Raw genomic sequence first — 21305 nt, 5'->3', positions numbered from 1 at the left:
TGTGAAGCCGCCCTCTCAGAGCGTGCCGGTGAGAAACTGTACCTTTCAATATGCGACAAGCTGTGTCATAAAACCGTCACAAGCGTTGAGGAGTTGGCGTTAAAATGACTGTCATAGCTTTCGCCGGCAGAGAGACGTCAGCGGCAAAGGCATCTGTCATTCGAGAGGTGAACAAGCTGTCGGCCGCGATTGGCTGTGACATTCCCGTACGCGACATTTCGGACAAGGATGGATTAAGCCCGATGCTGCAAGGCCGGGCAATATTGGCCGAAGTAGCACAGGCACGGGAAAACTCCCGCGACATCATGCTGATCAGTGATTGCAGACACGATTATGTGCAGGCCATTTTTCTGTCGGTCTCGGATGTTTTACTGCTGGTCTGGGATCAGGAAAACTCCGGTCAGTCCTATATCGAAAGCTACCTGAAACTAATGTGCCTGCCGGCATTCGACAAAAAGACACGCCGGGTTTTCGTTCTTGCGGAACGCCTTTGTTCCAAACCGCGTTCGGTTGATGTGGGACGCAATATTACTCTTCTCGTTCTTCCGCGTGCGGATCTAAACACGGAGCACTTCGATGGTATCAGATCGAACGTCCGGGAACCTTACTATGAGGCATGAAGCAGCCCGGTCACGTCTGTGGCCAATGCAGCCGCGCAAGCGTCTTCTTGAGCGTCTGGTCCCTGTGACTCAGGTGATGGTGTCATGTGTGCGCATGCAAGGCGATGACATTTCCGTTGTCATGGTCAGCTCGCTGTCTGGCAACGGCTGGACCTTTCCCAAAGGCACGATTGAAGCTGGCGAAACGGTGGCGGAAGCGGCATTGCGGGAGGCTTACGAGGAAGCTGGCGTCAAAGGCCGTATCCTCAACCCCTTCATCGGCGATTTTACCTACCGCAAGGGCTCGGAATTCTGGCCGCGCCGCGCTGCCCTCATTCTGGTCGAGGTGGACGAGCTGGTAGCCGACTACCCCGAAGTGCAGATAAGAAAGCGACGGACCTTCAAGGACGTGTCAGCCGCTCCCAAACTCTCCTCGGCGGTGCATGCCGCACGCGAGGCCGGCCTGCTCGATCTTGTCCAGCAGGCCCTGTCACAGACGCTTTCCCTGAAAGCCTGAGCCCGGCGTCACGCCACGCTCACAGCAAAAGAGGTCAAGGCAATTACGCCTCGACAGCCATCTCGACTTCGGCGCCGCGACCAAGCGAGGCCATCCAGTCTCTGAACTGCGGCTGGGCCTTGAGCTGGCGTCCATAATGGCGTTTCAACTGCTCGCTCAATTCACCCTTGCGGCCAAGCTGCTCGTCGGCAAAGGCGATCATGCGGGAGTTCGGCCACGCCTGCGGGCGGATTTCCACCAGCTTCAGGAACAGCGCCTGCGCCGTCTCATCCGGATTGGCCTGCGCCATCAGCGTCATCATCGCCGCCGTGGAGCGCGAAACGCCCATGTGGCAATGCACGAGAATATGCGCGGCGGTCTCATCATCCCGACTGTCGAGGAACGACTGGCCGAATGCCAGAATTTCTTCCAGATGCTGTTGCGTCGGCAGGATGTGGCCGTTCTGCTCGGCAATGATGTCATGGAAGCGCAGCGTCGTGCGGCTGTGATCGCCATAGCCGGAGAATTCGGTCAGGGCCGGACGGTCCGGATCGATGATGGACAGCACATGGGTAACGTTTCTGGCGCTGTGCGATGTCAGCTCATCAATGCCACAGACGGTCAGTTCGGGGGAGAAATGGATCTTCATGGAATTACACCTGGTCATGCGAAGTAAAAGCGATGCGGAGCTTACAGCAAGCTCCGCCACGGTCCAGCCTGATAATCCAGTTCGACGACCGGGATATGAAAGCTGGCTGACGGCTAACGAAGAAATCCGTCGACGTCGAATTCGGCCCAGCCGCGAAGCTCCGCAGCCGGATTGTCGGGATCATTTTTCGGCTTTTTCGCGGTCTTCTCAGCCTTTTTCAGAGACCGTGTCAGTTTCGCCTGATAGGCGGCACGGCGTCTTTTTTCGGCCTTGGCTTCGGCATCTTCAACACGCCATTCATCAACCGCACCCCGGTCGAGAAGGTCTTCCACCACCTTGGGGTCGAAAACGTGGAAGGTGATGCGACGAGCGCGGCCGTTCAGCCGAACGGTGCGCGTTCCGGCACTCGGCAGGCGCCCGTCCGCAAGCCACCTGTGGCGTTCGCTGGTCTTGATGGTCAGAATATCCTGGATCTCGCGCGGAATGACCGGCAGGGTTTCAACCTCATCCATCGCCCTGGAGATAACGGCGACGGCGGCATTGAAGACGGCCTTGTCACTGGCGGGCATCGCAAGCGTCAGCTCGCGCCCTTCGAGAACCAGCAGCTTCTTGATGGCGGCGGGCAGTCTTGCCTGCATTTCCTGCAGAATGCCCTTGGCCCGCACCGACGAACCAAGCGTCGCCGCCGTCGACAGCGTCCACGTTCTGATCAGCTCGATATCGTTCTTTGCGTTCTTTGGCATGGCCTTTAGATGGGATTTGCAGCCCGAGAGGTCAATGATTTTGTGATGCCATGAAGGCCCGCGTGGATTTAACCCGCGACCTTTCTCAGCGATTTTTCGATCTCTCCGCCACAATAGGAATCCCCGTAATCCTCGAAGCTCTTGCGGTTCAGCGACGAGAGCGCCGGTGTCGCCTGCATGCGCTCGGCAAGCCCCCAGATCAACGGAGACGTCCTGACGATCACCGCCTTGATGGCCGGGAAACGATCCGCCATCGTCGTGAAGAGAATGGAGGTGACGATATCGGCAATGCCGGGCTTTTCCGTGCCGAGCATGAACCCGGACCCGGCCTGCAGCCCGTTTCGCACGCCGGTCGCCTCGAAAATCCTGATCCACGCTTCAAGTCGCGGCACAAATGCGTCCCACTTGTCCGACGTCCACATCTCGCGGCCACCGTCGAGGGTCAGCTCATCGATCACATCGTTGGCGTCGTTGACGATCTTCACGCTCAACGCCCTGCCCTCTGCCGTATCGGGCAAAAGCCCGAGCCGTTCTCCGAGATAAAGAGCAATCGCCGGCATCTGCGAAATGGCAAAACCACGCTTTCGATCGATCAGCACCGGCGGGCCCATGAAGGCAACCGGTTGCTGTGCGGCATCGAGAGCCATCATCTCTCCGATATCATCGGCGTCGTGCTCGTCCCAGCTCTGGCCGCCATAGGCCAGAACGGCCCGGATGAACTGGCCGCGAAACGGAACGGGCCAATAATAAAGTTCGAAATCGCTCAAATCCTTCTCCTCTCATCGCGCATCGCTATCAGCACCGTCATCAGCATCGCCGACGCTGCGCGCATGATACCAGTCGGCATAGGGCGTGGATGTCACCAGACGCCGGTTAAAATCCGGCGCGCCATCCGACCACCACACCGGCCCGCGTTCACCGAGTGCAATCTTGGCCGCATTGACCGCGTCTCGCGCATGGCGAAGCCTGCCGTCATCCGCCCCGGCCTGCCTGACCGCCCTGCGCGCCGACATCAGCTCCGATACCAGCGACATCAGGCGCTCCGGCGGCAGGCGCGGGTTGGATTTGCGCCACAGCCTGCCCCGCACGACGATGTAGCGTCCATCGGGCGTCTCGAGCGGCGGGCTGGTCTTCAAGTGGTCGTCTCCGTTCGTCAGGGCGCCATATGTTTCAGAACAGCGCGTGCTCGATCCTTTCAAGATATTTGACGGGCGCCGCCTCGTCGGCCTCTTCAGCAGCGGCGATTTCGGCAACAGTCAGACCGGTGGCAATTGCAAGGTCTTCATAACTGTAGCCTTTTGCCAGGCGGGCCTGGCGACGACGTTGGGCGGAGTGGGGTTTCAAGGTAATCTGATCCATCTTGTGGCTCCAAAAATCAGGCGACAAGAAACAGATCAGACGGCGTTGCAGTTCCCTGGAGATGGCAGGGTTCAGCGAAATATTTGCAGCGGGCAACCGGACACACGCGCTGCTCGATGGCACGGCTGTTTGTCAAAGCCGGTTTAGACGCTACCATGCGACCCGCGAGTACCCCTTTCACCTATGAAGGAGCCATCGAGATGGACCAGCATATTGGCGATCTGGTCGTAACCGACGTGACGATCACGAGCCGTCAGGTCACTGGCGTCACACATGTCAAACCGGGCGGAAGTCTCATCGCATCCGGTGGTCTCTCAGGCGGGCTGAAAATCGATGCGGGCGCAAACGCGGTTGTCTCGGGCGAGATCGGTCGCAACGTTCACAACGATGGCAATCTGGTCCTGAGCGGCACCATCAAGGGCCGAATTCTGGGTGGTGGAACGGTTGTCAAAAGCCCCGGCGCCACCGTTTCCGGCGACGACAGGCCCTTGTACTCGGAATAAGAAAACCTGCCGTGGCCACTCCTGCCCGTGTGTCAGTCCCGCGCGGCTGACCTGACGGCAGCGGCGAGCCCCGCGATGGGGCTGGTGAGTGGCGTTCTGCCTTTGCCTGCGAGCCGCGATGCGCCAGCCATGGAGGCCTGGGCAAGAGCGACGATATCGGCACCCTCGTCATAGGCGCGATCGGCAGCCGCCGCGATGGCAGCGAGATAACCCTCGTTATCGCCAGCCTTGAAACGCGCCCATGCGCCGGAAACGATCCTGATGTCAGCGGGTATCCTGACGTCAGCGGGGATAAGGCGCGTCCCGGCCGCCTTTTCAAACAATCGTGCTGTCGGCTGAAGCGTCGTTTCCACCGCGCAGAGCACCACAACCTTGCCGCCATGCTTCATCGCCTGACTGGCGAGCGCGGCATCGACGCGCAGAACCGGAACCTCTGTTGTATCGGTGAGTTCGTCCGCAACCGGTCCCAATGTCGAGCAGGTAAGAAGAACGGCATCCGCGCTCTGGCAGAGCTGGCGCAGCACTGAAGCCGTGTTACGCGCAATGTCGGCGTTGAGCCCTCCGGCCGTTTCAGCCGCAGCGAGAAGATCCGCACGCACCTCATGCAAAAGCGCGCCTGCCGGAAGGTCAAGCTCCCTTGCGGCACTTTCAAAAACGGCGACATTGCTTTCGGCAGTATGCAGGCAGGCAATTTTCACGACGAACTCCGGCTGGAGGAAATGGTTCTGTCCGCATCAGGACGCCATGTCTTCCGAAATTTTGGCCCGCGCGGCAAGGCCAAACACGGGCCATTCTACGCTGCCCATCCTAGGCGGCCAATCCTACGCGGCCATACGCGCATATCGCGCCGGGGGCACACCGGCATGGCGGGCGAAAGCCACGCTGAAGGTGCTGGCAGAGCCATACCCTACCCGTTCGGCCACGTCCTCGATCCCCAGCCGGCCATTGCGCAGCAACTGCTTTGCCAGCGCCATGCGCCAGACCAGCAGATATTCCATCGGCGGAACGCCGACAACGCGGCTGAAACGTGCAAAGAAGGCCGAACGCGACAGCGCCGCCTCTTGGGCGAGATCGACCACGGTCCAGGCCTGATCTGGCCGGGCATGCATGGCACGCAGCGCACCCGCCAGACGCTCATCCCCCAGCCCCCGGCTCAACCCCGGTTTCCGTGCCCGAGCGCAGCGCCTCGATCAGCAGCACCTCGATCAACCGTTCCAGAACAAGCTCGCGGGCCGCGCGCCGCTCGCGCGTTTCTTCATCGATCAGCTGCATCAGCGTGGCAAGCCGGGGTTTGTCGCGCACCACAACCACCTCCGGCAAAAGCGAGACGAGCAGCGCCGTGTCAGGCGCACCGAAGCTGCAATGGCCGATGCGCATGCGCAGACTGGCCGGACCGTGCTGCGAGCCGACGCGAAAATGCCCGTCATTGATCCTGACCGGCAGCATGGCCGGCAGATCGGCTGCGGCATCGATGCTCTCGTTGACGAGGTCACGCATGGCGGGTGCAAGAACGAAATCTCCGGCCTGCAGCGTCAGCACCTGATGACCGTCAAAGGTCACCCGGCAGCTTCCTTCAAGGATCGCGCAATAAAAGGGTTCGCCGGTCGCCTCCCGGGGGATGCGCCACGCGCCGCCACACTCCACCAGTTTCGACAGCCGCGCGGCGGGCTGCAGAAGCGTGACGATTTCAGCAAGGGGATCTACGGTCATAACAAGGACTATCGCTAAAGAAATGAGGACTTCAGACTATACAAAGTCTCGCTTCCCGTCACTACCCTTGGAAACAGTCACCCAAGGAGAAAGTCATGCCCACGATCTTGATTACCGGCTGTTCCTCAGGCTTCGGCCTCGAAACCGCAAAACTGTTCCTCGAAAGAGGCTGGGATGTGGTTGCGACAATGCGGACACCCAACCCGGATGTGCTGCCGCAATCGGAGCGCCTGCGCATACTGGCCCTCGATGTCACCGATCAGAACAGCATTTCAAAAGCGGTCGCGGCGGCGGGCGAGATTGACGTTCTCGTCAACAATGCCGGGTTTGGCGCACCCTCCCCGGTGGAACTGACCGCGCCGGAAACCGTGCAGGCACTGTTCCAGACCAACACCATCGGAACCCTGGCGATGATCCAGGCCGTTGCCCCGCAAATGCGTGCGCGCCGCGCCGGCGTCATCATCAACGTCACCTCCACGGTCACGGTAAAACCGATGCCGGTGGTCGGGGTTTACCGCGCCAGCAAGGCGGCGGTGAATGCGTTCAGCGAGTCGCTGGCAATCGAAATGCAGCCGCTGGGCGTTCGCGTGCATATCGTGCTGCCCGGCCGCTCACCCGAAACAAGCTTCGGCAGCAGCGCCCGCCCGCACCTGCGCGGCATGGATGATACCGACTACGCGCCGCTTCTGCAGCAGTTCATCAAAAACGTTCAGGAAGACAAGGGGCCCGTCACCCACGCGCCCGATGTTGCCGAAGCAATCTGGCACGCCGCCACCAATCCCTCCGCCCCGCTGCGCATTGCCGCAGGCGCGGACGCCGAACTGTGGATGGCCGAGGCCGGTCTGTAACCAGCCCGCCTGCTAGATAACGTAAGGAGAACGCACTGTCGTTAGGTAAGGTGCGTTCTCCGATCAATCCAATCGAAGACCATCAGGAATCGTTTCAGAAGTCGTGTGGGATGATGTGTGCCCGACGCAACGAAGCCGTATGCATCGGGCACGACGGAAAATCTCAGAACTTGACGAGATTGAGTGCGGGCAGCGGTCCACCGGGGAACTGAACGAGTTTTCCGCCGATCGCAATCGAACCGAGATCAACACCGGCAAAACCCAGCTTGACGATCAATTCACCCACCTCTGCCTTCGCCCTTGCATCATCTCCAGAATAGAAGAGCACACGGCTTCCGCCTTCCGCATGCGGATCGCCTGATATCAGATGCGGCGGCAAGTGATTGAACGCCTTGACCACACGAGCACCCGGTACCAGCTCCGCAAAGATTTCTGTCGAAAGCCTGCCACCCAGTTCGGCGGGTTTAAAGAGCGGCGCTTCAATCGGGTTGTTGGCATCGATCACGATACGCCCCGCCCAATCTGGCATGTTCGCCAGTGCTTTCGGCAGTTTCGACCACGGCACGGCGATGAGCACGAGATCAGCCTCGGCGGCGTCTTCAATTGTACCTGCTGTAATGTATGGCGCGAGTTCCAGGACAAAGTCCCGAAGCGTGTCAGGACCTCGACTGTTGGAAATCGTAGCGGCGATGCCGTTTCGCGCCAGAGCGCGGGCAAATGCGGAGCCTATCGCTCCAGCCCCAATAATTCCGATAGACATGATGCGTCTCCAGGTTAGAGGATCAGGCGGTAAAACCACCATCGGCGACAATCTCAGCGCCGGTAACGAAGGCAGCTTCCGGGCTGGCGAGGTAGGCAACGACGCTTGCGACCTCGTAGTCCTTGCCATAACGGCCGATCGCCATACCGGGACCAACGATCTTCGAGACGGGACCTCCATCCGGGTTCATGTCGGTATCAGTCGGGCCAGGATGCACGGTGTTCACGGTGATACCCTTCGGACCGAGATCACGAACCAGGCTACGATTGAACCCCGATACGGCGCCCTTGGTCAATGTGTAGAGAGAGGCCGTTGGAAAGGCCGCGTAACGGACCATGGAGGAACCGATGTGGATAATGCGGCCACCCGGTTTCATACGGCGAGCCGCTTCCTGCGTCCCAACGAATACACCCGTGACGTTGACGGCAATCATCCGCTCGTAATCTTCAAATTTGATGTCCTCGATTGGCCCGCCCAGTGCGATTCCGGCATTGTTGACGAGGATATCAAGCGAACCGAACTGCTTTTCGGTTTCGGCCACCGCAGCCCGGACAGATTGCGGATCGCCAGAGTCGGCATGGATTGCGACAGCACGACCGCCTGCGGCCTCGATTTCTTTCACGACAGCGGCTGCCTTTTCCGGCGAGGCGCTATAGGTGATCGCCACTGCGGCTCCGTCAGCCGCGAGACGCTTTGCAATTGCCGCGCCGATAGAACGCGAACCGCCGGTGACAAGAGCAGTCTTGCCGGACAGTTTGAGAGAAGTATTGGACATTTCGATAACTCCATCGTTTGGTTTCGGTGGAGGAAATATCGCGCTCTTATTCCGCTTTGATTAGAGGGTTTTGAGTGTTATTACTTTCAAACAATTCTTGAAAGTGACAGCGTGGAAACTCTCGCAAATCTGGAATCCTTCGTAAGAAGTGCCGAGTTTGGCAGCTTCTCGACGGCCGCTCGCAGGCTGGGATTGACGCCAGCAGCGGTTAGCCGCAACGTCGCCACTCTTGAGGCCAACCTCAAACTGCGGCTTTTCCAACGCAGCACACGACGTCTGACACTCACCGAGGCCGGTGAGCGTTTCCTGCTCTCCATCCGTGATCACCTGGAAAGCCTTCAGGGTGCGATCTCAGAGGCATCCAACGACGACGCCGAGCCAGCGGGTGTGCTGAAGCTGAGCATGAGCCCAACATTCGGGGCTGAGTACATTCTCCCAACCCTGCCCGAATTTATGCGCCGATATCCGCGCATCAAACCAGAATGGATGTTTGACAACAGACAGGTGGATCTAATCGCGGAGGGATACGATGCGGCCATCGGCGGTGGGTTCGACCTGACGCCCGGAATTATCGCCAGAACACTCGCTTCGGCTCACATCATCGCGGTGGCGTCACCGTCGTATATGCGGGATCGCATTCCCCCTTACGATCCATCCGGCCTTATGGAACTGGACGGCATTGTCATGCGCTCTGCGAAAACGGGGCGTATCCGGCAATGGCAGATGCGCAACGTCGAAGGCAGAGAGCAACCAGCGACATTGAAGGAAAGGATTGTCCTTAACGATCCGGCCGCGATGCGATCCGCAGCATTGCTTGGTCTTGGCGTTGCCATGATTGCAAAACCGGATGCCTTGCCCTATCTCGACAATAGACAACTTGTTCGGCTCATACCCGCCTGGTACGCAGACGCCGGTCCAATCTCCATCTACTATGCGAACCGAACCCTGCTTCCGACCAAGACACGCGTATTCATCGATTTCATCAGTGACGTTTTTCAACGGCAAGAATGGCCCACGCGATTTGCAGGCACGTTGGGATAGCGCGCTTTCAAACAGGCGCAAGGTCGCAAAAATCCGGACGACAGCCCCTCATCGTTTAATTCGAACTGAAACAGCGTGCTGCCGGAAGGCAAGAAAACCTGGGCTCTGCATGCAAGGTGGCATGATAACCACACCTGACAGATGCTGACTTTCCGTGTTGGACGGTGACGCGCTGCCCCGACAATTCTGGCGTGAAAATGGAACCAAGCCAGTCCATCTACACTCCAGATCATTGATCGGTCAGGCAGGCGCCCACATCATTTCGTCGGCTTAGACCGTGCGGTCAGTTTGTTTCCGTCGGGGTCGCGAAGATAGGCGACGAATGCGCCGTTTGGGCGTTCCGAGGGTGGGGTTTCGATTGATTTGCCGCCGTTGACGGTGCCTGCGGCGTGCCATGCCAGAACATGGTCGGGGCTTTCGGCGGCAATGCCGATTGTTCCGCCGTTGGCCGCAGTTGCCGGGTTGCCGTCGATCGGCGTGGTGACCATCAGGCGCCCGCCCTCATGGACATAGATCAGCCTGCCACGCGCATCCATCTCGCCGGGCTTGCCGCCGAGTGCGGCGAAGGTGGCGTCGTAAAAGCGTCTGGCCTGCTCCAGATCGTTGCTGCCAATCATGATGTGGGTGAACATGCTTCATCTCCAGAGACCGAACCGGTTCCGGCCAGAGCGCCATTTTTCAAGAGCTTTTGCAAGGCCGCGCGACGAGGTTTCTGCTCAGATGCCCGTTTCCATGCCATGAGCGGCGCGGGCCATTATGCATTCGGGATCTCCCGGCAGGCAGGCGCGACAGACATCCGGGCGGACGTCATAGACCGTGCACGCGGTCCCCTTGCCTATTTCGCCTGACAGCGCCGTACACCGTTCGCCATCGCAACGCATGCCCCGGGCGTCATCGGAGACGAACTTTGCCGGAATCCGGTCCAGCGCCTCATCGCTTTCCATGGTGAAACGCGGCCATTCCGACGAATAGGAACAGCAGGCACCGCAGGTCTGACAGTCCCAGTCGACGCTGGTTTCAAGGTCGGAAAATTCCATGGCGTAATCGTAACCCTCAGGCATCTCGGCGCTCCTTGCCCAATGGCTTCGTTCTCAACGCCATGCTTGCGCCTGGCGCGCATGGACAGTCATGTAGGCAACAGTTTTATGTGCATATCCCGCCCTTGCGGGTGTTTGCGGCAGATGCGAATTGCCACTCCGCAAATTGCCGCTGGACGAGCCACTCTGCGACATGCCGTCGCCTGACCTATAGATCACCGGCATCAAGGGGGAAAGGTCTTATGCTGTCCGCGTTGCGAATATCGCCCCAGCCCCTGTCGTGTCCGCTCAGACCGTTGCCCGCCTGTCCGCCGTCTCCCGCATGAAGCGGGCTCGATATTCCACCGGGCTGATGCCGACTTTTTTTCGGAAGTGGTGGCGCAGGGTGTGGGAGCTTCCGAAGCCTGCGGTCATGGCCACGGTTTCCATTCTGGCATTGCCCTGACAGAGCAGCCGTTTGGCTTCGTTTATGCGCTCGTCCGCCAGCCAGTCTCCCGGCGTCTGGCCGGTGGCTTCCGAAAAGCGGCGCAGAAAGGTGCGGGTGCTCATGCGGGTTGCCTCGGCCATCTGCCTGACGCTCCATTCCCGTGCCAGATCGGCGCGGATGCGGTCGAGAAGCGGGGCAATTTCGAGGCCTTCGCGGGCCGAGACCGGCCGTTCGAGAAACTGCGCCTGTCCGCCCGTGCGGTGCGCGGGCATGACAAGGCGTCGCGCCACGGAGTTGGCGGCCCCTGCCCCGAAATCCTGCCTGACGATCTCGATCAGAAGATCGATGCCCGCCGCACTGCCGGCGGAGGTGTAGATGCGATCATGGGCACGGTAGAGCGAGGCATCGTCGACCTCGATATCGGGATAAAGCTGGCGCAGCTTGTCGGCGTAACGCCAGTGCGTTGTCGCCGTGCCGCCGGAGAGAAGACCGGTTGCAGCCAGAACGAAGGCGCCGGAGCAGATCGAGGCGATCCGTGCGCCACGGCTGTGCGCGGCCCGAAGCTGACGGCACAGTGTGTCTGGTACGGCAATGTCTGTGCCCTTCCAGCCGGGAACGACGATGATATCGGCTTCTTCGAGAATTTCAGGCCCGTGATCGGCAACAATCGAAAAACCGCCATGAGCGCGCATCGGCCCCTCATCCACCGCGCAACTGGCAAAGCGATACCAGGTCTCGCCCATTTCGGGCCGTGACAGACCGAAGATTTCGGCAACGATGCCGAATTCGAAGGTGCAGAGACCATCGTAAAGAAGGCCGACAACGAGGGGTCCGGTGAGGTTTGGCATGATCTTTACGTATATTGTCATTTGCGCCAATTGCAAGCACGGCTGCAAGGGATAGACCGGAAGGGCAAAGGAGATCCCCATGAGCACAGCCGTAACCGCCGTTCCGCCTGCCCCAAGCGCACTGGCCCGCGAGCATTTTGCCGCCGAATTCACCTTCGAAACCGATTGCTGGGATGTGCACGACGCGCTCGAAAAGGGTGCGGATTTCGTGCTCATCGATGTGCGCAGCCCCGCTCTGTTCGCCAGAGGCCATGTGCCGGGCGCCATCAACCTGCCGCACGGCAAGATCGTCCGCTCCAAGATGAGCGAATGGCCACAAGAAATTGTCTTCGTCACCTATTGCGCCGGCCCGCATTGCAACGGCGCGGCCCGCGGCGCGCTGCGTCTTGCCGGGCTGGACCGCCCGGTCAAGATCATGGCTGGCGGCATCACCGGCTGGATCGATGAAGGGTTCAGGCTGGAAACGGCCGAAACTGCCGCCGCAACCGGCACCTGATCCCTTAATCCCTTGCGGCCCAAGGCCATGATGCGGCCGGTCAGATCGATGTCAGCGACACCCGCTTTTCCAGTTCGGCCGCCTCTTCCTTTCGCTCGCTGTAGCGGTCGGTGAGGTAGGCCGATGCATCGCGCGTCAGGATGGTGAACTTGACCAGCTCCTCGCAGACATCGACGACGCGGTCGTAATAGGACGATGGCTTCATCCGGCCATCCGCATCGAATTCCTGATACGCCCGGGCGACCGACGACTGGTTGGGGATGGTGATCATCCGCATCCAGCGGCCGAGGATACGCATCTGGTTGACCGCGTTGAACGACTGGCTGCCGCCGGAAACCTCCATCACCGCAAGGGTCTTGCCCTGCGTCGGGCGTACGGAGCCAACGGAAAGCGGTATCCAGTCGATCTGCGACTTCATGATCCCCGTCATCGCTCCGTGGCGCTCCGGGCTGATCCAGACCTGCCCCTCCGACCATTGCGAGAGTTCACGCAGCTCCTGCACCTTGGGGTGACTTGCGGGTTCTTCATCCGGAAGCGGCAATCCCTTCGGGTCGAACACCCTGATGTCGCACCCCATTTTCTCCAGCAGGCGTTTCACTTCAAAGGCAAGCAGGCGGCTGTAGGACACCTCACGCAGCGATCCGTACAGGATCAGGATGCGTGGCTTGTGGCGCGAGAATGCCGGGCGCAGGGCATCGTGATCGATCGCGTGAAGATGTTCGCTCGCAAGCGCCGGAAGATGATCAGACAAGGCGCTTTCCTTCGTCGTTAAGAAGCTGTTCGCCGCCCTCCTTGGTAAACGGCCCCTTGAAAGCATCGGCAGGAAGAATATCGAGAACGACTTCGGACGGACGGGATAACCGCGTGCCCATCGGGGTCATGACAAACGGACGATTGATCAGGATCGGCGTTTCCAGCATCGCATCCAGCAACTGCGCGTCGCTCAGCTCCGGATTGTCCAGGCCGAGTTCCGCATAGGGTGTGCCCTTTTCGCGCATTGCCTGCCGTACCGTGAGGCCGGCACTGGCAATCATCCGCACAAGCTGCTCGCGGCTCGGCGGGGTCTTCAGATATTCGATCACCGTCGGTTCGATGCCGGCGTGACGGATGAGTTCGAGCGTATTGCGCGACGTGCCGCAGGCCGGGTTATGATAGATCGTGACGTCCACGTTCAGGTCCTTTCAGTGACGATGGTTCGGGAAACGGCGGGGGAAGCCTCGTACCAGTCCTTCGAGCGGTTCACGATCCAGACGACCGAGAGCATGACCGGAACCTCGATCAGCACGCCGACAACCGTTGCCAGCGCCGCGCCAGACTGAAACCCGAACAGACTGATGGCGGCGGCGACCGCCAGTTCGAAGAAGTTGCTGGCGCCGATCAATGCCGAAGGTCCGGCGATGCAATGGCGTTCCCCCGTCATCCGGTTCAGGAGATAGGCAAGACCGGAGTTGAGATAGACCTGGATGAGGATTGGAACCGCGAGCAAAGCGATGATGCCCGGCTGCGCGATGATCTGCTCACCCTGGAATGCAAAGAGCAGCACCAGCGTCGCGAGCAATGCCACAAGAGACATCGGCTGAAGTTTCGAAAGCAGGCTGTCGAGCGCACCGGTCGTTCCATCCGCCGTCAGGTGGCGGCGCACGGCCTGCGCAATGATGACTGGCACGACGATGTAAAGCGCAACCGAAAGCGCAAGTGTCGCCCACGGCACGGTGATCGCCGAAAGACCAAGCAGAAGCCCGACGATCGGCGCGAAGGCAACGACCATAATCGCGTCGTTCAACGCGACCTGCGAAAGCGTGAACAGCGGTTCGCCCCGCGTCAGATTGCTCCAGACGAAAACCATGGCGGTGCACGGCGCTGCCGCGAGAATGATCAGCCCTGCAATGTAGGAGTCTATCTGATCGGCAGGCAGATAGGGACGGAACAGCCAACCGATGAAAAGCCAGCCGAGCAGCGCCATTGAAAACGGCTTCACGGCCCAGTTGATGAACAGGGTCACGCCAATTCCGCGCCAGTACGACCCTACCTGCGTCAACGACCGGAAATCGATCTTGAGCAGCATCGGGATAATCATCAGCCATATCAGAATGGCGACAGGGATGTTGACGCTGGCAATCTCTGCCGCTGCGATGACGTGGAAGACGCCCGGCATGATGTGACCGAGTGCAACGCCGACGGCGATACAGAGGAAGACCCAGACGGTCAGGTAGCGTTCGAACGCGGACATATCACGCATCCCCGGTGGATTTGACGGACGCACCGTCAAGCGAACCGATCTGGCGAACATGCTGTTCAAGCGCCATGCGATCGATGGAGGCGATGGGCAGATTTATAAAGGCAGTAATGCGGTTTTTGAGGAAGCGGGCTGCCTGTGCAAAAGCGCGCTGGATCTCGACCTCGGAACCTTCCACCGCCGCCGGATCTTCGATACCCCAATGTGCCGTCATCGGATGACCGATCCAAACCGGACAGGCCTCACCTGCGGCGCTGTCGCATACCGTGAAAATGAAATCCATCTCCGGGGCATCCGGCCCCGAGAAAACGTCCCAGCTTTTCGATGAGAAACCGGTTGCGTCGTAACCAAGCACGTTCAGCTCCTGAAGCGCGTGCGGGTTCACGCTGCCTTTGGGCTGGCTGCCGGCCGAATAGGCCCTGAAGCGTCCGGCCCCTTCCTTGTTGAGAATGGCTTCGGCGAGAATGGAGCGTGCGGAATTGCCCGTGCACAGGAAGAGCACGTTGTAGATCCTGTCTGTCATGGTCGTGTGTCCGTGGTTACGCCGGAGCGTGATGGAGCGTCATGAGGGTTGTTGATGGTTGGCAGCACCCGGCGCGCAGCAGGGCGTCAGCTCCGCGATCAGCGGCGCGCAGAGTTCGGTCGAACCGCCGCAGCAGTCCTTCAGCAGAAACAAAGTCAGATCACGCAGGCCATCGAGATCGGCCCGATAGATGATCGATCGGCTCTTGCGTTCGCTTTTCACCAGACCGGCACGCGACAAGGTGGCAAGATGCGCCGACATGGTGTTCTGCGGCACATCGAGAAGCCGGGCAAGTTCACCAGCCGGAACACCCTCCGGCTCGTGCCGCACGAGCAGCCGGAACGTATCGAGCCTGGTGGTCTGGGCGAGCGCGGCAAGCGCCGCTATTGCTGTCAAGTTTTCCATATATCCAGATTTATGGATATAACGTGCATTGTCAATGGAAAATCTCTATGGGCGTGGTTGGCGCAGTGGAAAGCGCAGGACTTTTTTTGCGCGGCAAGCCTCCCTCCGGCCCGAACAACCAGCCAGTTCGGGCTCCGCACACCCCGGAAATCAGCGCGTCAGCGTCTCCACGATCCGGGCGATATCGGCGCGGTCGAGCAGTTTGGGGTTGGTGGCGTTGTGGATGGTGATACCTTCGATCATGGCGTCGAGCGCCCTCGCCTCTTCCGGCGTGAAATGCTGCTCCAGTGCACGACGGCTGGCGGCCATCCAGTTCAGCATGATGGTTTTCAGAAGCGTCCGGCGTGAGGCATAGGCGTAGAGTTCGTAGATGACGATCATGTCATCGGATTTGTCCGGCGCATCGTCGCAGAGATAGGAAACCAGCGCCTCGCGCGCCGCCTCGCGGTCTGCCGCAGCCGCCATGACGGCAAGGAAACGGCCGGAGACTTCCTCCGCCAGCTGCTCGAAGGCGGCGGCGATGATCTCGTCGAGACCTGAAAAATAATAGGTCAGTGAACCGAGCGGCAGACCGGCGGTTTCCGCGATGCGCCGATGCGTGGTGTCGGCAACGCCAAGCCGCGCAATGGTTTGGCGGGCTGCGGCGATGATTTTTTCACGCCTTTCCGGGTCGTTGGCTGCCCGGCGGCTTCTGGGCGGGGAAACTTTGGTCATGATCGTCGCTTTTCAGGTAGATTGACGTTGTGTACTATCGTACATATATCAACAATTCCTTTCCCAGACCAAGAGATACCATGCCCTCGCTCCAGCAACGACGCCTCGCTCTCTTCGCGTTCTTTTTCCTTCCCGGCATTGCCATGGCCTCCTGGGTCACCCGCACACCTGCCATTCGCGATCGCATCGATGCCTCGATTGCCGAGATGGGGCTCGTCCTTCTCGGTCTCTCGGTCGGCTCCATGACCGGCATCCTGTTTTCCGGCTTCGCCGTCGGCAGGTTCGGCACCAAAACGGTGATCCACGCCGGAACATGGGCGGTGGCAACGGGTGTCGCGCTGATGGCAACCGGCACGTTGACCGGAGAGGCCGCCATTGTGGCACTGGGGCTTGGATCGTTCGGCCTCGGCATGGGTTTTGCGGAAATTGCCGTCAATATCGATGGCGCCATGGTCGAGCGCGCCTCGGGAAAGCCGTTGATGCATGCGCTGCACGGCTGTTTCAGCTTCGGCACGGTGCTGGGAGCGCTGGCCGGTTTCGCCGCCAATGCGCTGGCCGTGCCGGTCGAGGCGCATCTGGCTGCCGTGGTCGTTCTCATCGCACCATCGACGCTCTATTTCATCCGCCATATCCCCGAGGGAACGGCGCGCAACGATGCAGCGCAGACCAGCGAGGTGAGAGGCGACAGCGAAGATGCCCCGTGGCGCGACCCGCGCCTGCTCGCCATTGCCCTGATCGTTCTTGCCACGGCGCTGGCCGAAGGTGCAGCCAATGACTGGCTGCCGATCCTGATGGTCGACGAGCATGATTTTTCCAAAACCACGGGTTCGCTGATCTTCCTGGTGTTTGCCACGGCCATGACCATCGGGCGCTTCTCCGGCGGGTATTTTCTGGAGCGTTTCGGCCGGTCCGCCGTCATTCGCACCAGCGCGATCTTCGGCGCGCTCGGGCTTGCCGGGGTGATCTTCTCGCATCACCCGGTTCTGGCCGGCGCATCCGTGCTGTTGTGGGGGCTTGGCGCCTCGCTCGGCTTTCCGGTTGCCATTTCCGCCGCCGGTGACTCCGGCGCCAACTCCGCAGAGCGGGTCAAGATCGTGACGATCGGCGGATATGTCGCCTTCCTCGTCGGGCCGCCGCTGCTCGGACTGATCGGCGAACATTATGGCCTGCGCAACGCCATGCTGGTGGTGCTGACGCTGCTGTTCTGCGCCATTGCCGCCGCCCCCGCCGTGCGGCCAAGGGTTGCAGCAAACGCCGAGGAAACATCGAGAACGCCGGCCTGAGCGGCGTAACCTGACCATCCTGCTGGCCCGTAGCACAATCCCACAGCCTCACGGGCCTGCCACAGACATCGAAAGGATACCCCATGAACGAAATGGAAAAGGCGGCCGCCGGCCTGCTCTACGATGCGAACTACGATCCCGAGCTGAAGCGTCAACGCGATGCCGCCAAGGATGCGCTGTTTGCCTTCAACACCACGCCGCCCAGCCAGAGCGAAAAGCGCCGCGAGATCATCCGTTCCCTGTTCGGCAAGACCGGCAAGGAGTTTCTGATCGAGGCGCCGTTCAACTGCGATTACGGCTTCAACATCGAAATCGGCGAAAACTTCTACGCCAACGTCAATCTGGTCATTCTCGATGGCGCCAAAGTAAAGATCGGCAGCAATGTCTTCATCGCACCGAATGTGCACATCTGCTGCGCCGGGCATCCGCTGGACATCGAACGCCGCAACAAGGGGCTGGAATATGCCTTCCCGGTGACAATTGAAGACGACGTCTGGATTGGCGCGGGCGCGCAGATCCTTCCCGGCGTCACGGTCGGCCGTGGCAGCGTCGTGGCTGCGGGCGCCATCGTCATCCGCGATGTGCCGCCCATGTCACTGGTCGGTGGAAACCCCGCCCGCGTGATCCGTCAGATCACTGACGCCGACATCGCCAAGTACCGCGAGGCGTAATCGCCGCATATTTTTCCTGGGCCTCAACGATCCGGCTGAGGCCCTTTCACCCATCGCCGTCACGCCGCAAACGGCAGCAAGGGATAACGGGCATTGCGTTTTTCAGATGCGTTGAGCGGCGCATGGCGCAGCACCTCGGCATAATGCTGTTCCATGAAGGCGCCCATCTCCGGCGAAATGCGGTGCATGGTGGCGATGGCGGGGGCCATCCAGTTCCAGCGCGAATAGCCGTCATCCTTCAGGCCGTAATCCAGCGGAGGGGCGTTTTCGGGCGCACGTCTGTCCTTCAGTTCAGAGGCGCAGGCATGGCCGAACGCCATGCCGGACAAAAACCAGCGTGCCGCATCCGGCAGCGAAAGACCTGACATCCGCTGCGTCTCCTGCCCGCGTTCGGTAATGACGATCTCGTAGAGGCCACGACGGATTTCGACATGCGGCGATCCATCGTCCTGACGTGCAGTCCTGACACGGACCGCCGTGCCAAGACCGGTCTTTTCCCAGGCGGTGTCGATGGTCGATTGCAACGTGTCGATCAGCCCGTCATCCATCCGCCGCGTCCATTTTCCCAAAAGCCTCATATTGCCGCTACCGCCATTCGCCTTCTACCCAGCATTGCACCTGTTGTATCGAGCCGTTATAGCTTGGGGAATTGCCGGTTCCCGCTTCCCCCATAGAAAACGGGTAGTTCATGCGACGACGCCTTGCAGCCTTTTTATCACCTGTCTTCACCGCTGCCGCCCGGCTGAATGCTGTCGATCAGCATCGTCGTTACAAGGCAATAGCAGGGGCGAACTGATGGCCGGATTTCAGGGTGCGCGTGTCAGCCTGACGGTGATTGCGGTTCTCATTGCACTGTGGTCGGCCAAGGCTGCCTATGTGTTTCTGGCCCCGCTGACGCTTGCGATCTTCGTGCTGGCGCTGGTCTGGCCAGCGCAGAAGGCGTTGCAGATGCATGTGCCGAAGGTGGTTGCCGCGGCGGTAACACTGGTGGGCGCGACACTGGTACTGGCGCTTTTCGGTTTCGCCATCGTCTGGGCATCCGGCGCGGTCTGGAGCAATGTTGCCGCCCAGTCGGAACGCTACCAGTTGCTCTACCAGAGCGTCACAGGCTGGCTGGAAAAGAACGGCATTGTCGTTGGCGCGCTGTGGGCCGATGGTTTCAACGTCAACTGGATGCTGCGCGCCGTGCAGCAGGCCTTTTCGCGCATGAGCCAGTTTACCAGTTTCCTGATGGTCGCCGTTGCCTATCTTCTGACGGGGCTGATCGAGGTCGATGCCGTTGAGAACCGTCTTGACCGCTTCTCACTGGGCTCGTCGGCCAAAATTATGCTCGATACCTGCCGCACGACGGCAAAGAAGCTTCGCACCTATATCTGGGTCCGCACCGTCATCAGCCTGCTCACGGGTTTCTGCTTCGGCGTGGTGATCTATGCGCTCGACGTGCCGCTGGCGCCGCAATGGGCGGTGATCGCCTTCGTGCTGAACTACATTCCCTTCATCGGCCCGCTGATTGCCACCATCCTGCCCACGGTATTCGGGCTCGTCCAGCTTGGCGACCCGTGGACGGCATTCGTGCTGTTTTCCACCCTCACCGTCGTGCAGTTCGTCAGCGGCAACTATCTCGAACCCGTGCTTTCAGGCGGCATGCTGACCCTGTCGCCCTTCGTCATTCTGGCGTCGATCTTTCTCTGGACCTTCCTGTGGGGCATCTACGGCACCTTCATCGGTGTTCCCATCGCCATTGCGGTGGCCTCTTTTGCCGCCTCCTCACCATCGGCCGCGTGGCTTGCGGCCTTGATGGGTGCCGAAGGACCGGAGCCCGATCCGGACGCTATACCGGAACCTCCCACGACTGCTTGATCTTCTGCATCGGGATTTCCGATTTGATGTTGCGCACGCCCTTGATGCGGCCAAGGTGTTCCATCTGGAAGCGGCGATAACCATCGAGATCGGGCGCCACGACGCGCAGCATGAAATCGCAATCGCCCGCCATCAGGTGACATTCCACCACCTGCGGCAGCTTCTCGGCCGCTTCGTAAAAGGTCGTTGTGGTTTCCTCGTCCTGGCTGTCGAGCCAGATGCGCACGAACACGGTAAAGCCCATGTCGAGCTTGGCGGCGTCGACCAGCGCCACATACTGGCGGATGATGCCAGCCTCCTCCAGAAGCTTGACGCGCCTGAGGCACGGCGATGGCGACAGGCCGACTTTGGCCGCGAGGTCGGTGTTCTGAATGCGCCCATCCTGCTGCAGCACACGGAGAATCTTGCGGTCGATGGCATCGAGTTTCATTGGCGTTTCGTTTCAAGCATATGGCGATTGATTGGCACAGAATGCCAGTTTTTCTAAAAATTGGAAAGAGAACGCAACCAACCACCACACCGACAGCTCTATGATGCCGCCGTCTCGATCAAGGCTTCGGGGCGAAATGGCATGAAAGTGAAAAGAGACGTTCGGTGGTTGAATATGTTGCAAGTGACGCCCGCCTTTATGGCGGTGCGCGAAGCGAACTGTGGCGCGGATTGAAGGATGGGATTCCGGTGATGCTGGGCTTCGTGCCCTTCGCGCTGGTGCTGGGGGCGCAGGCCGCCGCCAAGGGGTTCAGCATTGCCGAAGTGCCGCTGATGACCGGGCTGAATTTTGGCGGCGGATCGGAATTTGCCGCCGTCGAGCTATGGACCTCGCCGCCGCATATCGCGCTCATCGTCGCCATCACCTTCCTGGTCAACAGCCGCCACCTGCTGATGGGCGCGGCATTTGCGCCGCTGATGCAGCACCTTTCCCGCCGCAAGGCATTGGTGGCACTGTTCTTCATGTGCGACGAAAGCTGGGCGATGGGTCTGGCCGATGCCCGGAAGGCGAGACGCGGCCTGAGTGCGGGCTATTTCTTCGGTGTCGCGCTTGGCCTTTATGTGAGCTGGATTGTCTTTACCGCTGTTGGCGCAGCCGTCGGCCCGCTCTTGGGAGATGTGACGCGTTACGGTTTCGACATGGCCTTTCCGGCGGTGTTTCTGGTGATGCTGGCGGGCATGTGGAAAGGCGCGCGCTCTGCCCTGCCCTGGCTCATGAGCGTTGTCGTGGCAGCCACCGTTCACCTTCTCGTTCCCGGCGCGTGGTACGTGCCCGCCGGTGCGCTCTCCGGCGTCCTGTTCTCTTATCTACTGGCCAAAGCGCATGTTTGACG

Annotated in this window: 29 protein-coding genes and 1 pseudogene; 10 read left to right on the top strand and 20 right to left on the bottom strand. The window is 60.3% G+C overall.

Annotation, left to right across the window (positions count from 1 at the left end; all coding sequences use genetic code 11):
- The first annotated feature begins 104 nt into the window (after window positions 1-104).
- Together ACIQT8_RS03200 and ACIQT8_RS03195 are read left to right on the top strand one after the other, a co-directional pair.
- Window positions 105-620 (top strand): hypothetical protein, encoded by a 516-nt coding sequence (locus ACIQT8_RS03200; protein WP_400963342.1) that lies wholly within the window; start codon window positions 105-107, stop codon window positions 618-620.
- Window positions 610-1116, top strand: coding sequence for an NUDIX hydrolase (locus ACIQT8_RS03195; protein WP_400963339.1), 507 nt, complete (start codon window positions 610-612; stop codon window positions 1114-1116). The genes ACIQT8_RS03200 and ACIQT8_RS03195 overlap by 11 nt, the downstream gene beginning before the upstream one ends.
- Before the next feature lie 43 nt (window positions 1117-1159).
- Here the strand turns inward: ACIQT8_RS03195 and ACIQT8_RS03190 are convergent, their stop codons facing one another.
- The 5 genes from ACIQT8_RS03190 to ACIQT8_RS03170 all read right to left on the bottom strand — a co-directional run bounded on the left by ACIQT8_RS03190 (window position 1160) and on the right by ACIQT8_RS03170 (window position 3846).
- Window positions 1160-1744, bottom strand: a complete 585-nt coding sequence (locus ACIQT8_RS03190) for a tyrosine phosphatase family protein (RefSeq protein WP_400963336.1) — start codon at window positions 1742-1744, stop codon at window positions 1160-1162.
- A 113-nt stretch (window positions 1745-1857) separates the two neighbouring features.
- A complete protein-coding gene (locus ACIQT8_RS03185) occupies window positions 1858-2487 on the bottom strand; it encodes a hypothetical protein (protein ID WP_400963333.1) in 630 nt (209 codons plus the stop codon).
- Between the two features lie 68 nt (window positions 2488-2555).
- Window positions 2556-3254 (bottom strand): glutathione S-transferase family protein, encoded by a 699-nt coding sequence (locus ACIQT8_RS03180; RefSeq protein ID WP_400963330.1) that lies wholly within the window; start codon window positions 3252-3254, stop codon window positions 2556-2558.
- A gap of 12 nt (window positions 3255-3266) precedes the next feature.
- Window positions 3267-3623, bottom strand: coding sequence for a hypothetical protein (locus ACIQT8_RS03175; RefSeq protein WP_400963327.1), 357 nt, complete (start codon window positions 3621-3623; stop codon window positions 3267-3269).
- A gap of 34 nt (window positions 3624-3657) precedes the next feature.
- On the bottom strand, window positions 3658-3846 hold the full coding sequence (locus ACIQT8_RS03170; protein WP_138792386.1) for an XRE family transcriptional regulator: 189 nt from the start codon (window positions 3844-3846) through the stop codon (window positions 3658-3660).
- A gap of 200 nt (window positions 3847-4046) precedes the next feature.
- Between ACIQT8_RS03170 and ACIQT8_RS03165 the strand changes: the two genes are divergently transcribed.
- Complete coding sequence (locus ACIQT8_RS03165) at window positions 4047-4349, top strand: hypothetical protein (RefSeq protein ID WP_400963324.1); 303 nt, start codon at window positions 4047-4049, stop codon at window positions 4347-4349.
- 32 nt (window positions 4350-4381) lie between these two features.
- Here ACIQT8_RS03165 and ACIQT8_RS03160 read toward each other — a convergent pair whose 3' ends face one another.
- Both ACIQT8_RS03160 and ACIQT8_RS03155 read right to left on the bottom strand, forming a co-directional pair.
- Window positions 4382-5047 carry an aspartate/glutamate racemase family protein gene (locus ACIQT8_RS03160; RefSeq protein WP_400963321.1) on the bottom strand — a complete coding sequence of 222 codons (666 nt, stop codon included), beginning with the start codon at window positions 5045-5047 and terminating at the stop codon, window positions 4382-4384.
- 123 nt (window positions 5048-5170) lie between these two features.
- Window positions 5171-6059: pseudogene (locus ACIQT8_RS03155) on the bottom strand (cupin domain-containing protein).
- 95 nt (window positions 6060-6154) lie between these two features.
- Here ACIQT8_RS03155 and ACIQT8_RS03150 point away from each other — a divergent pair.
- Window positions 6155-6907, top strand: a complete 753-nt coding sequence (locus ACIQT8_RS03150) for an SDR family oxidoreductase (RefSeq protein WP_400963318.1) — start codon at window positions 6155-6157, stop codon at window positions 6905-6907.
- A gap of 163 nt (window positions 6908-7070) precedes the next feature.
- Here the strand turns inward: ACIQT8_RS03150 and ACIQT8_RS03145 are convergent, their stop codons facing one another.
- Together ACIQT8_RS03145 and ACIQT8_RS03140 are read right to left on the bottom strand one after the other, a co-directional pair.
- Window positions 7071-7667, bottom strand: a complete 597-nt coding sequence (locus ACIQT8_RS03145) for an NADPH-dependent F420 reductase (protein WP_400963315.1) — start codon at window positions 7665-7667, stop codon at window positions 7071-7073.
- A gap of 22 nt (window positions 7668-7689) precedes the next feature.
- Window positions 7690-8442: a 3-oxoacyl-ACP reductase family protein gene (locus tag ACIQT8_RS03140; protein ID WP_400963312.1), complete on the bottom strand. Its 753-nt coding sequence runs from the start codon at window positions 8440-8442 to the stop codon at window positions 7690-7692.
- Between the two features lie 111 nt (window positions 8443-8553).
- On the opposite strand from ACIQT8_RS03140, the gene ACIQT8_RS03135 reads away from it, so the two are divergent.
- A complete protein-coding gene (locus ACIQT8_RS03135) occupies window positions 8554-9483 on the top strand; it encodes a LysR substrate-binding domain-containing protein (protein ID WP_400963309.1) in 930 nt (309 codons plus the stop codon).
- Window positions 9484-9740: 257 nt separating this feature from the next.
- Here ACIQT8_RS03135 and ACIQT8_RS03130 read toward each other — a convergent pair whose 3' ends face one another.
- From ACIQT8_RS03130 to ftrA, 3 genes are all read right to left on the bottom strand, one after another.
- Window positions 9741-10115, bottom strand: coding sequence for a VOC family protein (locus tag ACIQT8_RS03130; RefSeq protein WP_400963306.1), 375 nt, complete (start codon window positions 10113-10115; stop codon window positions 9741-9743).
- 84 nt (window positions 10116-10199) lie between these two features.
- The gene (locus ACIQT8_RS03125) at window positions 10200-10544 is read right to left on the bottom strand and encodes a YkgJ family cysteine cluster protein (RefSeq protein ID WP_246705207.1); all 345 of its coding nucleotides are present in this window, start codon (window positions 10542-10544) and stop codon (window positions 10200-10202) included.
- Between the two features lie 264 nt (window positions 10545-10808).
- Entirely contained in the window at window positions 10809-11816 is a 1008-nt protein-coding gene (gene ftrA / locus ACIQT8_RS03120) for a transcriptional regulator FtrA (RefSeq protein ID WP_400963303.1), read from the bottom strand.
- A gap of 58 nt (window positions 11817-11874) precedes the next feature.
- On the opposite strand from ftrA, the gene ACIQT8_RS03115 reads away from it, so the two are divergent.
- Window positions 11875-12291, top strand: coding sequence for a rhodanese-like domain-containing protein (locus ACIQT8_RS03115; protein WP_400963301.1), 417 nt, complete (start codon window positions 11875-11877; stop codon window positions 12289-12291).
- Between the two features lie 40 nt (window positions 12292-12331).
- Here ACIQT8_RS03115 and arsH read toward each other — a convergent pair whose 3' ends face one another.
- From arsH to ACIQT8_RS03085, 6 genes are all read right to left on the bottom strand, one after another.
- Entirely contained in the window at window positions 12332-13108 is a 777-nt protein-coding gene (gene arsH / locus ACIQT8_RS03110; RefSeq protein ID WP_400963298.1) for an arsenical resistance protein ArsH, read from the bottom strand.
- On the bottom strand, window positions 13035-13460 hold the full coding sequence (gene arsC, locus ACIQT8_RS03105) for an arsenate reductase (glutaredoxin) (protein WP_400963295.1): 426 nt from the start codon (window positions 13458-13460) through the stop codon (window positions 13035-13037). The genes arsH and arsC overlap by 74 nt, the downstream gene beginning before the upstream one ends.
- Window positions 13461-13462: 2 nt before the next feature.
- The gene (gene arsB, locus ACIQT8_RS03100; protein ID WP_400963292.1) at window positions 13463-14521 is read right to left on the bottom strand and encodes an ACR3 family arsenite efflux transporter; all 1059 of its coding nucleotides are present in this window, start codon (window positions 14519-14521) and stop codon (window positions 13463-13465) included.
- Window position 14522: 1 nt separating this feature from the next.
- Window positions 14523-15050, bottom strand: a complete 528-nt coding sequence (locus tag ACIQT8_RS03095; RefSeq protein WP_400963289.1) for an arsenate reductase ArsC — start codon at window positions 15048-15050, stop codon at window positions 14523-14525.
- 39 nt (window positions 15051-15089) lie between these two features.
- A complete protein-coding gene (locus ACIQT8_RS03090) occupies window positions 15090-15455 on the bottom strand; it encodes an ArsR/SmtB family transcription factor (RefSeq protein ID WP_400963286.1) in 366 nt (121 codons plus the stop codon).
- A gap of 150 nt (window positions 15456-15605) precedes the next feature.
- The gene (locus tag ACIQT8_RS03085) at window positions 15606-16169 is read right to left on the bottom strand and encodes a TetR/AcrR family transcriptional regulator (RefSeq protein WP_400963283.1); all 564 of its coding nucleotides are present in this window, start codon (window positions 16167-16169) and stop codon (window positions 15606-15608) included.
- 80 nt (window positions 16170-16249) lie between these two features.
- On the opposite strand from ACIQT8_RS03085, the gene ACIQT8_RS03080 reads away from it, so the two are divergent.
- Entirely contained in the window at window positions 16250-17452 is a 1203-nt protein-coding gene (locus tag ACIQT8_RS03080) for an MFS transporter (RefSeq protein ID WP_400963280.1), read from the top strand.
- An 83-nt stretch (window positions 17453-17535) separates the two neighbouring features.
- Complete coding sequence (locus ACIQT8_RS03075) at window positions 17536-18123, top strand: sugar O-acetyltransferase (protein ID WP_138792405.1); 588 nt, start codon at window positions 17536-17538, stop codon at window positions 18121-18123.
- Between the two features lie 59 nt (window positions 18124-18182).
- Here the strand turns inward: ACIQT8_RS03075 and ACIQT8_RS03070 are convergent, their stop codons facing one another.
- Entirely contained in the window at window positions 18183-18671 is a 489-nt protein-coding gene (locus ACIQT8_RS03070; RefSeq protein WP_400963277.1) for a hypothetical protein, read from the bottom strand.
- A gap of 247 nt (window positions 18672-18918) precedes the next feature.
- On the opposite strand from ACIQT8_RS03070, the gene ACIQT8_RS03065 reads away from it, so the two are divergent.
- On the top strand, window positions 18919-19983 hold the full coding sequence (locus ACIQT8_RS03065; protein WP_400963274.1) for an AI-2E family transporter: 1065 nt from the start codon (window positions 18919-18921) through the stop codon (window positions 19981-19983).
- Here the strand turns inward: ACIQT8_RS03065 and ACIQT8_RS03060 are convergent.
- On the bottom strand, window positions 19955-20413 hold the full coding sequence (locus ACIQT8_RS03060; RefSeq protein WP_138792408.1) for an Lrp/AsnC family transcriptional regulator: 459 nt from the start codon (window positions 20411-20413) through the stop codon (window positions 19955-19957). The genes ACIQT8_RS03065 and ACIQT8_RS03060 overlap by 29 nt on opposite strands.
- Window positions 20414-20664: 251 nt before the next feature.
- On the opposite strand from ACIQT8_RS03060, the gene ACIQT8_RS03055 reads away from it, so the two are divergent.
- Window positions 20665-21303, top strand: a complete 639-nt coding sequence (locus ACIQT8_RS03055; RefSeq protein WP_400964365.1) for an AzlC family ABC transporter permease — start codon at window positions 20665-20667, stop codon at window positions 21301-21303.
- Window positions 21304-21305 lie beyond the last annotated feature (2 nt).

It is taken from the genome of Agrobacterium sp. NPDC090273 (assembly GCF_044772305.1).
Taxonomy (GTDB): domain Bacteria; phylum Pseudomonadota; class Alphaproteobacteria; order Rhizobiales; family Rhizobiaceae; genus Agrobacterium.
Note: the sequence above shows the minus strand (reverse complement) of the source record. Positions and strands in the feature narration are given on the sequence as shown.

Excerpts from the sequence above, each read along its gene's own strand:
- ACIQT8_RS03200 (WP_400963342.1), top strand. The coding sequence starts at position 105 with ATGACTGTCATAGCTTTCGCCGGCAGAGAGACGTCAGCGGCAAAGGCA.
- ACIQT8_RS03195 (WP_400963339.1), top strand. The coding sequence starts at position 610 with ATGAGGCATGAAGCAGCCCGGTCACGTCTGTGGCCAATGCAGCCGCGC.
- ACIQT8_RS03190 (WP_400963336.1), bottom strand. The coding sequence starts at position 1,744 with ATGAAGATCCATTTCTCCCCCGAACTGACCGTCTGTGGCATTGATGAG.
- ACIQT8_RS03185 (WP_400963333.1), bottom strand. The coding sequence starts at position 2,487 with ATGCCAAAGAACGCAAAGAACGATATCGAGCTGATCAGAACGTGGACG.
- ACIQT8_RS03170 (WP_138792386.1), bottom strand. The coding sequence starts at position 3,846 with ATGGATCAGATTACCTTGAAACCCCACTCCGCCCAACGTCGTCGCCAG.
- ACIQT8_RS03165 (WP_400963324.1), top strand. The coding sequence starts at position 4,047 with ATGGACCAGCATATTGGCGATCTGGTCGTAACCGACGTGACGATCACG.
- ACIQT8_RS03150 (WP_400963318.1), top strand. The coding sequence starts at position 6,155 with ATGCCCACGATCTTGATTACCGGCTGTTCCTCAGGCTTCGGCCTCGAA.
- ACIQT8_RS03145 (WP_400963315.1), bottom strand. The coding sequence starts at position 7,667 with ATGTCTATCGGAATTATTGGGGCTGGAGCGATAGGCTCCGCATTTGCC.
- ACIQT8_RS03140 (WP_400963312.1), bottom strand. The coding sequence starts at position 8,442 with ATGTCCAATACTTCTCTCAAACTGTCCGGCAAGACTGCTCTTGTCACC.
- ACIQT8_RS03130 (WP_400963306.1), bottom strand. The coding sequence starts at position 10,115 with ATGTTCACCCACATCATGATTGGCAGCAACGATCTGGAGCAGGCCAGA.
- ACIQT8_RS03125 (WP_246705207.1), bottom strand. The coding sequence starts at position 10,544 with ATGCCTGAGGGTTACGATTACGCCATGGAATTTTCCGACCTTGAAACC.
- ftrA (WP_400963303.1), bottom strand. The coding sequence starts at position 11,816 with ATGACAATATACGTAAAGATCATGCCAAACCTCACCGGACCCCTCGTT.
- ACIQT8_RS03115 (WP_400963301.1), top strand. The coding sequence starts at position 11,875 with ATGAGCACAGCCGTAACCGCCGTTCCGCCTGCCCCAAGCGCACTGGCC.
- arsH (WP_400963298.1), bottom strand. The coding sequence starts at position 13,108 with ATGCTTTCAAGGGGCCGTTTACCAAGGAGGGCGGCGAACAGCTTCTTA.
- arsB (WP_400963292.1), bottom strand. The coding sequence starts at position 14,521 with ATGTCCGCGTTCGAACGCTACCTGACCGTCTGGGTCTTCCTCTGTATC.
- ACIQT8_RS03095 (WP_400963289.1), bottom strand. The coding sequence starts at position 15,050 with ATGACAGACAGGATCTACAACGTGCTCTTCCTGTGCACGGGCAATTCC.
- ACIQT8_RS03090 (WP_400963286.1), bottom strand. The coding sequence starts at position 15,455 with ATGGAAAACTTGACAGCAATAGCGGCGCTTGCCGCGCTCGCCCAGACC.
- ACIQT8_RS03085 (WP_400963283.1), bottom strand. The coding sequence starts at position 16,169 with ATGACCAAAGTTTCCCCGCCCAGAAGCCGCCGGGCAGCCAACGACCCG.
- ACIQT8_RS03080 (WP_400963280.1), top strand. The coding sequence starts at position 16,250 with ATGCCCTCGCTCCAGCAACGACGCCTCGCTCTCTTCGCGTTCTTTTTC.
- ACIQT8_RS03075 (WP_138792405.1), top strand. The coding sequence starts at position 17,536 with ATGAACGAAATGGAAAAGGCGGCCGCCGGCCTGCTCTACGATGCGAAC.
- ACIQT8_RS03070 (WP_400963277.1), bottom strand. The coding sequence starts at position 18,671 with ATGGATGACGGGCTGATCGACACGTTGCAATCGACCATCGACACCGCC.
- ACIQT8_RS03065 (WP_400963274.1), top strand. The coding sequence starts at position 18,919 with ATGGCCGGATTTCAGGGTGCGCGTGTCAGCCTGACGGTGATTGCGGTT.
- ACIQT8_RS03060 (WP_138792408.1), bottom strand. The coding sequence starts at position 20,413 with ATGAAACTCGATGCCATCGACCGCAAGATTCTCCGTGTGCTGCAGCAG.
- ACIQT8_RS03055 (WP_400964365.1), top strand. The coding sequence starts at position 20,665 with ATGCTGGGCTTCGTGCCCTTCGCGCTGGTGCTGGGGGCGCAGGCCGCC.